Source organism: Aeromonas sp. S11(2024), assembly GCF_041402345.1.
GTDB classification, from domain to species: Bacteria; Pseudomonadota; Gammaproteobacteria; order Enterobacterales; family Aeromonadaceae; genus Aeromonas; species Aeromonas veronii.
Map to the genome: position 1 here is coordinate 319,261 of NZ_JBGLRC010000001.1, position 13,379 is coordinate 332,639.

General features: G+C 63.2%; 13 protein-coding genes. 6 read left to right on the forward strand and 7 right to left on the reverse strand.

Features of this window, described 5'->3' with window-relative positions; translation table 11 throughout:
* Window positions 1–116: 116 nt before the first annotated feature.
* Genes ACB040_RS01335 through ACB040_RS01355 form a run of 5 tightly spaced genes read left to right on the forward strand, consistent with a single transcriptional unit; the run spans window position 117 to window position 4,950 of the window.
* A complete protein-coding gene (locus ACB040_RS01335) occupies window positions 117–1,727 on the forward strand; it encodes an ABC transporter substrate-binding protein (RefSeq protein WP_371154184.1) in 1,611 nt (536 codons plus the stop codon).
* A complete protein-coding gene (locus ACB040_RS01340; protein ID WP_371154182.1) occupies window positions 1,712–2,722 on the forward strand; it encodes an ABC transporter permease in 1,011 nt (336 codons plus the stop codon). The genes ACB040_RS01335 and ACB040_RS01340 overlap by 16 nt, the downstream gene beginning before the upstream one ends.
* Complete coding sequence (locus ACB040_RS01345) at window positions 2,712–3,527, forward strand: ABC transporter permease (protein WP_371154180.1); 816 nt, start codon at window positions 2,712–2,714, stop codon at window positions 3,525–3,527. The genes ACB040_RS01340 and ACB040_RS01345 overlap by 11 nt, the downstream gene beginning before the upstream one ends.
* On the forward strand, window positions 3,521–4,309 hold the full coding sequence (locus ACB040_RS01350) for an ATP-binding cassette domain-containing protein (RefSeq protein WP_371154178.1): 789 nt from the start codon (window positions 3,521–3,523) through the stop codon (window positions 4,307–4,309). Before ACB040_RS01345 ends, ACB040_RS01350 begins: the two co-directional genes overlap by 7 nt.
* On the forward strand, window positions 4,309–4,950 hold the full coding sequence (locus tag ACB040_RS01355) for an ATP-binding cassette domain-containing protein (RefSeq protein WP_371154176.1): 642 nt from the start codon (window positions 4,309–4,311) through the stop codon (window positions 4,948–4,950). Before ACB040_RS01350 ends, ACB040_RS01355 begins: the two co-directional genes overlap by 1 nt.
* A gap of 185 nt (window positions 4,951–5,135) precedes the next feature.
* Here ACB040_RS01355 and hypB read toward each other — a convergent pair whose 3' ends face one another.
* Window positions 5,136–5,972, reverse strand: a complete 837-nt coding sequence (gene hypB / locus ACB040_RS01360) for a hydrogenase nickel incorporation protein HypB (protein WP_371154174.1) — start codon at window positions 5,970–5,972, stop codon at window positions 5,136–5,138.
* Here hypB and ACB040_RS01365 point away from each other — a divergent pair.
* Window positions 5,853–6,203, forward strand: a complete 351-nt coding sequence (locus ACB040_RS01365; protein ID WP_371154172.1) for a hypothetical protein — start codon at window positions 5,853–5,855, stop codon at window positions 6,201–6,203. The genes hypB and ACB040_RS01365 overlap by 120 nt on opposite strands.
* On the opposite strand, the gene hypA is transcribed toward ACB040_RS01365, so the two are convergent.
* From hypA to selB, 6 genes are all read right to left on the reverse strand, one after another.
* Window positions 6,181–6,522: a hydrogenase maturation nickel metallochaperone HypA gene (gene hypA / locus ACB040_RS01370; protein ID WP_005301911.1), complete on the reverse strand. Its 342-nt coding sequence runs from the start codon at window positions 6,520–6,522 to the stop codon at window positions 6,181–6,183. The two genes, ACB040_RS01365 and hypA, sit on opposite strands and share 23 nt — an antisense overlap.
* 69 nt (window positions 6,523–6,591) lie before the next feature.
* Complete coding sequence (gene hypE / locus ACB040_RS01375) at window positions 6,592–7,596, reverse strand: hydrogenase expression/formation protein HypE (protein ID WP_371154170.1); 1,005 nt, start codon at window positions 7,594–7,596, stop codon at window positions 6,592–6,594.
* A gap of 85 nt (window positions 7,597–7,681) precedes the next feature.
* Window positions 7,682–8,794: a hydrogenase formation protein HypD gene (gene hypD / locus ACB040_RS01380; protein WP_371154168.1), complete on the reverse strand. Its 1,113-nt coding sequence runs from the start codon at window positions 8,792–8,794 to the stop codon at window positions 7,682–7,684.
* A complete protein-coding gene (locus ACB040_RS01385) occupies window positions 8,788–9,039 on the reverse strand; it encodes a HypC/HybG/HupF family hydrogenase formation chaperone (protein ID WP_005333341.1) in 252 nt (83 codons plus the stop codon). Before ACB040_RS01385 ends, hypD begins: the two co-directional genes overlap by 7 nt.
* Before the next feature lie 5 nt (window positions 9,040–9,044).
* Complete coding sequence (hypF, locus tag ACB040_RS01390) at window positions 9,045–11,483, reverse strand: carbamoyltransferase HypF (RefSeq protein WP_371154165.1); 2,439 nt, start codon at window positions 11,481–11,483, stop codon at window positions 9,045–9,047.
* Window positions 11,480–13,375 carry a selenocysteine-specific translation elongation factor gene (selB, locus tag ACB040_RS01395; RefSeq protein WP_371154163.1) on the reverse strand — a complete coding sequence of 632 codons (1,896 nt, stop codon included), beginning with the start codon at window positions 13,373–13,375 and terminating at the stop codon, window positions 11,480–11,482. The genes hypF and selB overlap by 4 nt, the downstream gene beginning before the upstream one ends.
* Between the last annotated feature and the right edge of the window lie 4 nt (window positions 13,376–13,379).

Consider the following 13,379-nt stretch of genomic DNA (forward strand, 5'->3'; position numbering starts at 1 on the left):
CGAAATCAAGTTTAGAATAGGGGGCCATTTTGGCCCCTCACTCCCATGTTCAGACACGCATTCCGCCTCTTTTTTGAGTGATGATCCGTGAGTGGTACAAAACAAGAAGGATCCCCATGACTGTTTCTCGCAATTCCCTTCGCCATTACGCCAGATCCAGCGCTACCGCCCTGTTGACCCTGCTGCTGGGCACTGCCTCTCACGCGGCGCTGGCCGCAGCCCAACCTGTGCCCGCCGAGCTCAAGCTTGCCATCGGAGCCGAACCCACCGAAGGGTTTGACCCTCTGCTTGGCTGGAGCCACGGCAGCTACCTGCTGCTGCACAGTCCGCTGCTCAAACAAAACGCCGACCTCAGCTGGCAGAACGTGCTCACCCAAACGGTGACTCCGAGCCAGGATGGCAAGGGGTGGCTTATCCGCCTCAAGCCGGATTTGAAATTCTCCAACGGCGCGCCGCTCACCGCCGAGGATGTGGCCTTCACCTACAACAGCGCAGCCCAGGGCGGCGGCAAGATCGACATGGGCAACTTTGTCTCGGCCAAGGTGCTCTCACCCACCGAAGTTGCCATCACCCTGAGTGCCCCCCAGAGCACCTTCGTCAACGTGCTGGGATCCTTGGGGATAGTGTCGAAGCGGGATTACGATCCCAAGCGCTATGCTCGCGAGCCGGTCGGCGCCGGCCCCTACCGGCTGGTGAGCTTCCTGCCCGGCCAGCAACTGGTGGTGGAGGCGAACCCCTATTACGCCGGTGGCAACAATGACTTTAAACGGCTGGTCTTTGTCTTTATCGATGAGGAGAGCGCCTATGCCGCGGCCCAGAGCAGCCAGCTTGATGTGGTGCGCATCGCCCCGTCACTGGCGCCCACCGTGCCTGCTTCCCTCAAGCTCTGGGTGCGCCCGAGTGTGGAGAACCGCGGTATCGTCTTCCCCATTCCGCCTGCGGGCGGCAAGGATGCCAAGGGTTATCCCGTCGGCAACGACGTGACCTCGGACGTGGCGGTGCGCCGCGCCATCAACTACGCCATCGACCGCAAGCTACTGGCCGGTCAGCTACTGGAAGGGCACGCCATCCCCGCCTACAGCGCGGTGGAAGGCTTGCCCTGGCTGAACAAAGCCACCGCCTTCAAGGATGGGGATGTCGCCCACGCCAATGCCCTGCTCGACGAGGCGGGTTGGAAGATGGGCAGTGACGGCATTCGCCACAAGGGCAATCTGCGCGCCGCCTTTACCCTCTGGTACACCAGTGGCGACAGCACCCGCCGGGATTTGGCGGAAGCGGTGCGGGCCATGCTCAAACCCATCGGCCTTGAGGTGAGCCTCAAGTCCGGCAGCTGGGAGCAGGTGGAGCGGGAGATGCACGCCAACCCGGTGCTGATGGGGTGGGGGAGTCTGGATCCCATGGAGCTCTATCACCACTACCAGAGCGGCTCCGGTGGCGTGGAGTTCTACAATCCGGGCTACTACAGGAACCCTGTGGTGGATGGCCACCTCAAGCAGGCGCTGGATGCCCCGAACTGGCAGGCGGCCGTGCCGTTCTGGCAGCAGGTGGAGTGGGATGGCAAGACCGGTGCCGGAGTGCAGGGGGATGCCGCCTGGGCCTGGCTGCTCAACGTGCAGCATACCTATCTGGCCAACCACTGCATCGACCTTGGCAAGGGGGCGCCGGAAATCCACGGTAGCTGGTCCCTCCTCAACAACCTGCAGGATTGGCGGTGGACGTGCCGTTAAGTTCGCCTTTGAGTCATTCAGGTTATCTGTTGCTAAAAGCCCTGCTGCGTCTGGCAGGGCTGTTATGTCTGGTCTCGGTCGCCACCTTTGTGCTGCTGAGTTACTCCCCCATCGACCCCATCAAGGCCTATATCGGCAACGATCTGCTCCATGTGCCGCCGGAGCAATACGCCCGCATTGCCGCTCGCTGGGGGCTGGATCAACCGCTCTGGCTGCGCTACTGGCACTGGTTTACCCAGGTGCTGCAGGGGGATCTCGGTTACTCCATGCTCTACAACGCGCCTGTGGGTGGGGTAATCGGCCAGCGTTTTGCCGCCTCCTTCCTGTTGCTGGCGGGGGCCTGGCTGCTATCCGGTTTTTTCGGGATTTTGCTGGGCCTCTGCGCCGGTCGCTATCTCAACCGCTGGCCCGATCGCTTTATTTGCCGCTTTGCTTACTTGCTAGCCTCCCTGCCCACCTTCTGGGTCGGCCTGTTGCTGCTCGCCCTGTTTGCGGTGCACTGGCCGCTACTGCCGGTCTGCTGCGCCTGGACGCCGGGGCTCGCTGCCGATGAGGCGGATTGGCTGATGCGGTTGCGTCATCTGCTGCTGCCGGTCACCACGCTCGCCCTGCTCGGGCTGGGCAATATTGCCCTGCATACCCGGGCGCGGGTGGCCGAGGTGCTGGAGAGCGACTTTATCCGTTATGCCCGCGCTCAGGGGGATGGTGGCTGGCCCATGTTGCGCTTTCATGTGTTGCGCCACGCTCTGACCCCGGCGCTCTGCCTGCAGTTTGCCTCGCTCGGCGAGCTGATTGGCGGATCGCTGTTGGCGGAGAAGGTCTTCTCCTACCCGGGGCTCGGCCAGGCCACCGTAGATGCGGGACTGCGGGGCGATATCCCCTTGCTGATGGGAATCGTGCTCTTCTGCACCCTGCTGGTCTTTATTGGCAACACGGTGGCCAGTTTGCTGCTGGCCCGCATCAATCGGGGCTGGGAGGGCGAGCATGCTGTTTAACCCGTTTCCCTCCATACTGCGGCTGGGTTTTGCCCTGCTCGGATTGGCGCTGCTGGCCACTTACGGCTGGAGCCTCTCTCATCAGGATGTGCCGATGGATCTGCTGGCGCGCCAGCAGCCTCCCTCGCTGGCCCACTGGTTCGGCACCGATCAGATGGGGCGGGATCTCTGGTTGCGGGCTTTTCAGGGCACCCTCACCAGTCTGGAGCTGGGCATCAGCACGGCGCTCTGCAGTGGCCTGCTGGCCATGGCGGCGGCAAGCGTGTCGCTCATTCACCCCAGATGCGATGCGGCGGTACGAATGGTGATCGACGCCATGCTGGCACTGCCCCATATGCTGCTCTTGATCCTCATCTGCTTTACCGTGGGGGGCGGCATGCGCGGGGTGATCCTGGCGGTGGCGCTCACCCACTGGCCCAAGCTGGCGCTCATTCTCTGCGCCGAGGCGCGGCGGATCGCCTGCAGCGACTATGTGGTGCTGGCCCGCTGTCAGGGGATGGGGGCGCTGCGTCGCTGGCGCACCCACCTGCTGCCGGGGCTGTTGCCCCAGTGGTTTATCGGCACACTGCTGATGTTTCCCCATGCGGTGCTGCACAGCGCGGCCTTGAGCTTTCTCGGCTTTGGTCTGGCGGCCCACGAGGCCTCGCTGGGCCTGCTGCTGGCCGATGCCCTGCGTTATCTGGCCGGTGGCGGTTGGTGGCTGGCCCTCTTCCCGGGGCTGATGTTGCTGCTGCTGGTGTTGCTCTTTGATCAGGCTACCCGCGCCTTGCAACAGCTGCTGTGGCACAGGAGTGAACCATGCTGAGTTTTGACCATGTGACCATAGAGGCGGCCCACTACTCCTGGCTGGGGCGACGCAGCTGGCAGCCATTGCTGACCGATATCAGCCTGCAACTGGCACCGGGGGAGATAGTGGCGCTGGTGGGGGGGAGCGGCGAGGGCAAGAGCCTGCTGCTGCAAAGCGCTCTGACATTGCTGCCGGACAATCTGCGCATGCGCGGCAGCATCTCTCTTGATGGTACTCCTCTGTGCGATGCCAGCCGGGCCCGTTTGCGCGGCCACACCCTCTGCTATGTGCCGCAGGGGGTAAGCGCCCTCAATCCGCTGCTGACGGTGGAGCGTCAGCTGGGACGTGCGGCACGCCTCTGCGGCCAGAGCGGTTCTCGCGAGCGGCTCGGCGAGCAACTGCTGCGCTACCAGCTGCCCGCGACCACCCTGGACAGATTCCCGCGCCAGCTCTCTGGCGGCATGGCCAAGCGCATTCTGGCCTGCACCGCGGCGCTCGGCGGTGCCCGCTACATTCTGGCAGACGAGATCACCGCCTGGCTCGACGAGGAGCTGGCCTGTCTGCTCCTCGGCCAGTTGCGTGAATTGGCCAATCAGGGCAGCGGTATCCTCTGGGTGACCCACGATCTGGCGCTGGCGGCCCGCTTTGCCGATCGCATAGTCGCGCTCCATAAGGGCCAAGTGAGCGATACCTTGAGCAGCCACCATCTGCGGCAAGGGCAGGGGAGCGAGATGCTCCGTGCCCACTGGCAGGCACTGCCGGAGTTCAACGCGCTCTTCTCTGTGCCGGAGGTCTCCTGATGTTGGAAGTACGAAATCTTACTATCGCCCAGGGGGAACGTCCCCTCTGGCAGGGGTTGTCGCTGACGGTGAAAGCGGGCGAACGGCTCGGCATCTCCGCCCCGAGCGGCCATGGCAAGACCACGTTGGGGCGAGTGTTGGCCGGTTGGCAACCAGTTGGGGCCGGCGGGCTGCTCCTGCTGGATGGGCTGCCGGTGCCTGAACAGGTAAAAGGTTATAACCCCATCCAGCTGGTGCCCCAGCATCCGGAGCTCACCTTCAATCCCTATCGCACCACCGGGCAGGCGCTGTGGGATGTGTGGCGCCCCGATGACGCCATGCTGGCTCGCTTTATGGTCAAGCCTGAATGGCTTGGTCGTAAACCCGGTCAACTCTCCGGTGGCGAGCTGGCCCGCATCGCGCTGCTGCGCGCCCTCGATCCCCGCACCCGGTTGCTTGTCGCCGATGAGGTGACCGCCCAGCTGGATCCGCAGATTCAGCGCCAGCTCTGGCAGGAGTTGATGGTTGAATGCGAGCAGCGCGGGCTTGGCATGGTGATCTTCAGTCACCAGCAGGCGCTGCTGCGCCAGATCTGCCATCGGGTGCTGCGCTTTGGGGAGATGCAGCCCGTGACTGGTGTATTGGCTGAAAATGCGGCCTGAGGATTGGCTTCCCCCTCACCCTGGCCTTCTCCCGCAAGGGGAGAAGGCCAGGGTGAGGGGATGCGAGTATGAAACGCTGGCAATGCTGTACAGAGAGAACCGTTGGCAAAGTGCGCAGGTAAAAGAGAGGGAGGCATCAGCCTCCCTCTCTTGTTTTCTACCCTTATCAGCGGCGTTTAACCGGTTCAGGCACTGGCCAGCCAGTTAAGCCAGGCATCCATCCCTTCGCCTGTGGTGGCGCTGACCTGGATCACCTGAATATAGGGGTTGACCCGTTTGGCGTTCTCGATGCAGCGGGCCATGTCAAAGCTGACGTAGGGCAGCAGATCGATCTTGTTGATTACCATCAGCTGGGCGGCGGCAAACATGTCCGGGTATTTCAGCGGCTTCTCTTCCCCCTCGGTGACCGAGAGGATCGCCACCTTGTACTTCTCGCCGAGATCGAAGCTGGCGGGGCAAACCAGATTGCCGACGTTCTCGATAAAGAGGATGCCCCCTTCATTGGCAGGCAGCTGGTGGCAGGCGTCGTGGACCATTTTGGCGTCCAGATGGCAGCCCTTGCCGGTGTTGATCTGCACGGCAGGGACGCCGGTGGCACGGATGCGATCCGCATCGGCACTGGTCTGCTGATCCCCCTCGATCACCGCGCAAGGCCGCTTGTCGGCCAGCTGGCGCAGGGTTTCGCATAGCAAGGTGGTCTTGCCTGAACCCGGGCTCGACACCAGGTTAAGCACCAACTGGGCCGCCTCGTCGAAGTGTTCGCGGTTGTGGGCCGCCAGCGCGTTATTCTTGGCCAGCACATCCATCTCGATGGCGATCAGCTGACGCTGCCCCATGCCGGGCACCGACAGTCCCGCTTCCCCTTTGCCATAGTGCAGATCACCCTGCTGATGGTCATGGTCATGGTCATGGTCATGGTCGTGGTTGTGATCATGGGGATGCGCGTGGGAATGGTCGTGGTCATGAGAGTGGGCATGATCATGGTGGTGCTCATGGGGGTGATCATGACCCTCATGGCTCACGGGAGCCCGCACCCCGTGGTAGTGGTGATGGACATCTCCCTGATGGTGGTAGTGGTGGTGAATGATCAGGGTGCGCGGCGCACTCTGCTCGTGGTCATGATGGTGATGGGCGTCATGAGCATGATGATGGTCGTGCTCATGATGATGCTCATGATCGTGCTCATGGCCGGCGATCCGCGCCTGGCCGCATCCGCATACGCTACACATATCAACTTACCTCGATGTCGGTGATGCGCAGGCTATCACCCTGCGCGACTCGTAATTTGTATCCGCCACACTCGGGACAGGCCTGCCCGCGTTCGGTGAGGGTGACCGTCTGGTTGCAGTCATAACACCAGGCCTCTGCCGCCTGGTGCTGAAAGTGCAGTTGGGCCCCCTCGACGGCGGTGCCCTTGGCGGCCGCCTCGAAACAGAAGGCAATGGTGTCCGGGTCGACGCAGGAGAAGCTGCCGACCTCGAGCCAGAGGGCGGTCACCTTGTTAAAGCCCCGCTGGGTGGCCTGCTCGGCCGCCAGATCGATGGCGGCCATGGCCAGAGACATTTCGTGCATGGTAGCTCCTTAACCGATATGGGGAGGAGCCGTGACTCCCCCCTGTAATTGACGGAACGGCATGGTTGCTCAACAGATCCGCGGCAGCAGCTCCCCTTGCGGCAGCTCCAGATAACGGCGGCTGCCCCAGGGGTTGTTGAGGATCACCTTGTGGCGATCGTTCGCCTGCACCACGCCGATCTGGCTGGCGGTGGGGTTGAATTGCCGCAAGATGCCCAGCGCGTCCTGTGCCTGTTCGGCAGGCAGGGCCAGCACCATGGTTCCCTCGTTGGCGAGATCATGGGGCTCGAAACCGTAGAGCTCACACAGGCCGCGCACCGGATCACACACCGGAATGGCGGACTCCTCCAGCTCGATGGCAACGCCGGAGGCGCTGCTCCACTCGTTGAGCACGGCGGCGAGGCCACCGCGGGTGGCGTCGCGCAGGGCGTGAGGGGTAATGCCCGCTTTTAGCAGCGCTTCGACCTGTGGCCAGAGGGTGGTGCAGTCGCTCTTGAGATCAGATCCGAGTTGCAGGGCGTCACGGGCCATCAGGATGCAGGCGCCGTGGCTGCCGATATCCCGCGACACCAGAATGGCGTCACCGGCCTTGAGATTGCGAACCGAGATGCCCCGGCTCTGCTCAGGCTGCGGGAAAGTGCCGACCCCGCTGGTGTTGATAAAGATCTTGTCGGCCGCCCCCTTGGGCACCACCTTGGTGTCGCCGCAGACGATGCGGGCGCCGCTTTTGGCAAGCTCTGCCGCCATCGACTCGACGATGCGGGCGAGATCGGCGTAGGGGAAGCCCTCCTCGATAATAAAGCTGCAGCTCAGATACTCGGGTTTGGCCCCCATCATGGCGAGATCGTTGACCGTGCCGGCGATAGCCAGCTTGCCGATATCACCCCCCTCGAAGAAGAGCGGCGAGACGGTAAAGCTGTCGGTGGTAAAGGCTACGGGGCCCTCTACCGGCAGCAGGGCGGCATCTTCACCGCGCAGCAGGATCTCGTTGCCAAAGTGGCGAAAGAAGAGCTGGTTGATCAGCTGATTCATCTCGACGCCGCCGCCGCCGTGGCTAAGTTGGATTTCTCTCATCGTGATTGGATCTCCACAAGGTTGCCGAAGCAGACAGATTCATCTCCACTCATCACCCGACCGCCGTGGCTTAACTGAATTTCTCTCATTGGATCCCCATATATCGGTAGTAGGCATTGCAGGCCCCTTCGGAGCTGACCATGCAGCTGCCCATGGGCTGGGTCGGGGTGCAGCCCCGGCCAAAGACTTTGCACTGGTTCGGTTTGGCAAGGCCGCGCAGGATATCGGCGCACTGGCACGCCTTGTGGTCATCGATGGGAGTCTGATTGAGCGCAAAGTGACGCTCCGCATCGCGCTTGGCAAACGCATCGCGCAGGCGCAGGGCGGAAGCCTTGATATCGCCAAGACCCCGCCAGCGAAAGTGCTCGCGGGTCTCGAAAAAGCGCTCGACCAGCCGCTGGGCGGCTTTATTGCCGCTGGCGGTGACGGCGCGGCTGTATTGCACCTCCAGCGCGTAGCGACCCTCCACCTTCTGGCGCACCATCATCAAGAGCGCCTCCATCACATCCACCGGTTCGAAGCCACTCACCACCACCGGTACCTGATAACGATCGACGATGGGCAGGTAGATATCGGCGCCGGTGATGACGCTGACGTGGGAGGGGCCGATAAAGGCGTTCACCTTGGCCACCCCGTCGGCCATCACCGCATGAATGGCAGGGGGCACCAGCACATGGTTGATATGAAACAAGAGGTTCTCGATCCCTTGATCTTCCGCGGCAGCCAAGAGCGCCGCAGTCATCGGGGTGGATGTCTCGAAACCGATGGCGAAGAAGACCACGGTTTTCTCCGGATTCTCTTTGGCGATACGCAGGGCATCGAGGGGGTCATAGACCGGGCGGATATCGCTCCCCTTGGCGCGCTGCTGGGCCAGCGTGCCCTTGGAGCCCGGTACCCGGATCATGTCCCCCAGGGTGACCAGAATGACGTTGGGCTGGCGGGCCAGCTCGATGGCCTGATCGATGCGCTCTTTGGGCATGATGCAGACCGGGCAGCCGGGGCCGTGGACAAACTCGATGCTGGCGGGCAGCAGCTGGTGCAGGCCGTATTTCATGATGGTGTGGGTATGGCCGCCACACACCTCCATCACCCGCAGCGGTTCGGGGAGTAATTTGGCCAGTTCGGTGATTTGGGCGGAGAGGGCGCGGATCACCTCGGGCTGGCGAAAGCCCTGAAACAGATCATTCAAGGTCAGCATGGCAAGATATCCTGTTTGGGCATCAGGGCCACCATCTGGCGGAAGCTCTCGAGGCTGGCCTGCGCCTCCTCCTGGTCAATCTTGCTCATCACAAAGCCGATATGGAGCAGCACATAGTCGCCAATGTTGAGAGGCTCTTCGAGCAGCATGCAGCTGACGCGCCGCTGCACCCCCAGGGTGTCGACGGTAACGCAGTTATCTTCGGGGTGCAGTTGCACCACCTGAGAGGGGATGGATAGACACATGAATTTCAGGACTCCGACAAGGTGGCACAACCGGTGGTGACAGGCTGATGCGTGGCAAGATGGTGGATGGCAAACCAGAGCTGACCGGCGGCGATGCCACCGTCATTGAGCGGCAGGGTTTCGCTGGTCAATACCTGCTGGCCAGCGGCTTCGAGTGCGGGCACCAGCTGGTCCATCAGCACCCGGTTTTGAAAGACGCCGCCCCCGAGTACCACCGGATAGCCGGGGAAGCGCTCGGCAAGGGCGATGACCAGATTGCTGATGGCACGGATAAAACCGGCGGCCAGGCTGGCGGTGGAGGCGCCTTTGCGCCGCTCGCTGACAAGGGTATTGATGAGCTCGGCCCACTCGATCAGCAGCGGCCCTTCCGCTGATTGGCTGAGATCAAAGGCAAGGGGTAAGGGCTGTTCATCGGGGGCAAGCTGCAAGGCGGCTGCCTCCAGCAGGAGCCCGGCTTCGCCCTCGTAATCGGGGGTGTCGATGACTCCCAAGAGCGCCGCCACCACATCGAACAGCCGACCGATGGAGCTGGTGTAAGGGGCGTTGCGACCCAGCTGCCAGAGCTGGTGCAGGTTGCTGATCCGCTTAAGGGGCAGTTGCTTGATCAACGGAATATCGAGGGCGCTGATCTGCTCCACGCTATAGGATTCGAACAGCAGCCCCAGCAGCTGGCGCACCGGCTCGCGGATGGCCGCTTCGCCGCCGATCAGCTTGAAGGGAGCAAGGTGGGCAACCCGATCGAAGCCCTGAACGTCTGCGATCAGCAGCTCGCCGCCCCAGAGGGTGCCGTCATCGCCAAGGCCGGTGCCATCGAAGGCAACACCCAGCACCGGGCCTGTGATGTTGTGCTCGGCCATCGCCCCCAGCAGGTGGGCGTGATGGTGCTGCACCTCGAGATGGGTCGCATTGTGATCGCGGCAATAGCCCTTGGCCCACTGGTGGCTGAGGTAGCCGGGGTGGCGATCCGACACCAGCAGTTCGGGTGTGAGATCGTAGAGATCGCGAAAGGTCGCCAGGGTCTGCTCGAAGTGCTCCTGCATCGGCAGGCTGTGCAGATCGCCGATATAGGGGCTGTAGATGCGCTGGCGGCCGAAGGCGAGCGCCAGCTGGTTCTTCTGCTGTGCCCCGACTGCCAAGAGCGGCACCTTGACCGCCTGTTTCAGGCTGGGGGTGCAGGGGGCATAGCCCCGGGCCAGCCGCAACGTTTGGCGCCGCCCGCCCGCCCACTGCACCAGACTGTCGTCGCAAGGGTGCAGGATGGGACGGTTGTGATCCAGGATGCCGTCAATCTTGCTGCCGAGTTCCCTGACTACTGCCTCACAGTCGATCAGGATTGGGCTGCCGCGACCATTGGCGCTGGTGGCCACCAGCGGCATGGCACAGGCGTCCAGCAGCAGCTGATGGAGCGGGGTATAGGGGAGCATGATGCCAAGGTAGGGGATGCCGGGGGCGATCCCCTCGGCCAGCGGCGCGGCTGACGGTCCAGATTCTGAGAGCCGATCATCGTTAATGCGCTTGCGCAGCAAGGTGATGGGTCTGGCCTGAGAGGCGAGCAGCTTCCACTCTGCTTCGCAGCCGGTGACATGCAATTTGGCCTCGGCAAGGGAGCCCATCATCACCGCCAGCGGCTTGCGTGCGCGCCGCTTGAGCGTTCGCAATCTGGCAACACTCTGTTCATTGCGAGCATCACACATCAGGTGATACCCACCCATTCCCTTGACCGCAATCAGCGCCCCCGCTTGCAGGGCGCAGGCGGCGGCCTGCAGGGCATCCTCGCGTTCGGCCAAGGCATCGCCCTTGTCGCTGCGCCAGCTGAGGTGGGGCCCGCACTCGGGACAGCTCACCGGCTGGGCGTGGTAGCGTCTGTCCAGCGGGTTTTCATAGGCCGCCGCGCAGCGCGGGCACATGGCAAAGCCCGCCATGGCGGTGTGGGGGCGGTCGTAGGGGAGGCGGCGGATGATGGTGTAGCGCGGGCCGCAGTGGGTGCAGTTGGTAAAGGGGTAGTGGTGGTGGCGATCGTTGGGATTGGCCACGTCCCGGGCGCACGCCTCGCACATTCCCTGGTCCGGCGAGATGGCGACCGTGGCGGCGCTCTGCTGCTGGCTCGCTTTAATTCGAAACTGGCCATGAAATTGGCCATCGAAGTCGGGATCATGAGCAAGAGGCAGTTCCCGCTCGCTGAAATGATCGATGCGGCTAAGCGGCGGCGCCAGTTCCCGCAGTTCACGGGCAAAGGCGGCCAGCTGCTCGGGGGAGCCTTCAGCGCCTATGGTGACGCCATTGGCATCGTTCAAGACATAGCCAGCAAGGCCGTGACGCAGTGCCAGCCCGTAGACGAAGGGGCGAAAGCCGACCCCCTGTACTATGCCGTCGATATGAAATTCGCGGCGCAGCCGGTTGGCAGCAGGATTGGAAGCGATAGAGAGGGCGATGGTGGCGCTCATGCCGGCTCCATCTCATCTTGAGTCGCTGGCAAGCGCAGCACCCGGCGCTCGTTCTCCTCGCGCCGCACCCAGCCATCCATCTCCATGCGCAGGCAGAACGGAATGGCGTATTTGCGCGACAAGCCGGTGATCTCCTTGAGGGATGCCATGTCGATCAGATCTCCCACCTGCTGGCCCGCCAGCACTTCGGCGACCATCAGGTTGTAAAGCTCGGCGTCGTAGTAGATGGGGCCATCGAGCTGCACCAGATACTTGAGTCGCGCCAGATTGCGCAGCTGCTTTTGCAACGCGCCTTTTTGCTGTAAGCCCTGCTGCAGGGCCGCGGGCAGTTTGCGGGTGATAAAGGGATCCAGCTCCACGCCGCCGGGGCCCAGTTTACCGGGCTCGTAACCCTCCTTGCCTTGATCTCGCACCACCTTGAGCACCAGCTGCGCCTCTTCCCCCAAATCATCTTCCGACTCGCCGCTGCCCGGTTGCCACTTGTCATGGTGCAGGCGAATGAGCTGCTCGCTCTTGAGCTGCTGGAGCAGGGCCTGAGTGACCGGCAGGGCGATGCCAAAGCGGGTCGCCAGCTCCGCAGCGCTCAGCGGTTCGTTTGCCAAGGTAGCGAGCAGCTGATCGCGGCTCTGGGCCAGCCAGTGGTTGTCCAGCAGCCAGTCACCGAGGGGGGTAACCTGTTCGGGCCGCCGGTCAAAGCGGCTGGTCAGCACATAGCCGTTGAGCCCCAGTTGCAGGGTGGCGGGGTTGTAGCGCTCCAAGTCATCCGGCAGCTCGCCCAGCAGGGCATGCAGCGCCTTGCGTCTGGCGGGATGGATATCGCCGCACCAGACGATGCGGGCGCCGTGCAGTAGTTCGCTGCTGCCGTGACGAATGATGGCAAGCGGTTGGCCAAAGAAACAGGGGATGGGACTGGTAAAGATCAGCCGCGCCAGCCGGGTATCCTTGATGGGAACAAAACGGGCTCGGCCATGCCAGCTGCCAAGGGCTACTTCGACCTCCTTGTTGTGCAGAGAGGGGCGTAGTGCCTTGCCGCTCAGGCTCTCGGTGTTGAGCCGCACGATCAGGTGAGTCGCCGCCTCGCACTGGCCCGCTGCGCTGGTCAGGCAGTGGCCGCGAGCCACCTCCTTGTGAGGCACTTTTTTCAGGCCCACCGCCACCCGGCAGACGGCGCCAATCTCGTCGACGCTCTGGTGATATGCCTGCAGGGAGCGCACCTGCACCTCCCGATCGGCGGGGTAGAGGCGCAGCTTGTCCCCCACCTTGAGGCGGCCCTGCTGCAAGGTGCCGGTTAGCACTGTGCCGGTGCCATTGGCAGTAAAGACCCGGTCTACATAGAGGCGCGGTGCGCCCTGCTCGCGGGCAGCTTGTGAGGCTGGCAGATCGGCCAGCTGACGCACGATATCGGTGTGCAGGGCAGCCATATTGGCGCCGGTTTTGGCGCTGACGCTGACGATATCAGGCACCATACCGCTCTCGTCCATCACCCGCTCCAGCAGGTTCTCTTCCAACAGCAAAAGCTCGTCAGGGGAGACCAGATCGCACTTGTTGATGCAGACCAGCAGGCGCGGCACCCCCATCGCCTTGAGCAGGCGCAGGTGATCGCCGGTCATCGGCATCCACCCCTCGTCGGCGGCAATCACCAGCAGCACCAGATCCAGACTCCAGAGCCCCGCCACCATGTTGCGGATATAGCGCTCGTGGCCGGGCACGTCGATGACACCTATGGTGTTGCCCTGACCGTCGTCAAAGTGGGCAAAGCCGAGATCCTGGGTCATGCCGATGGCCTGCTCGTGGGCGCGGGCTGTGGTGATGCCGGTGAGGGCCTTGATCAGCAGGGTCTTGCCGTGATCCACGTGGCCAGCAAGGCCGATAACGGCGCGATAGGGGGTCATGGGA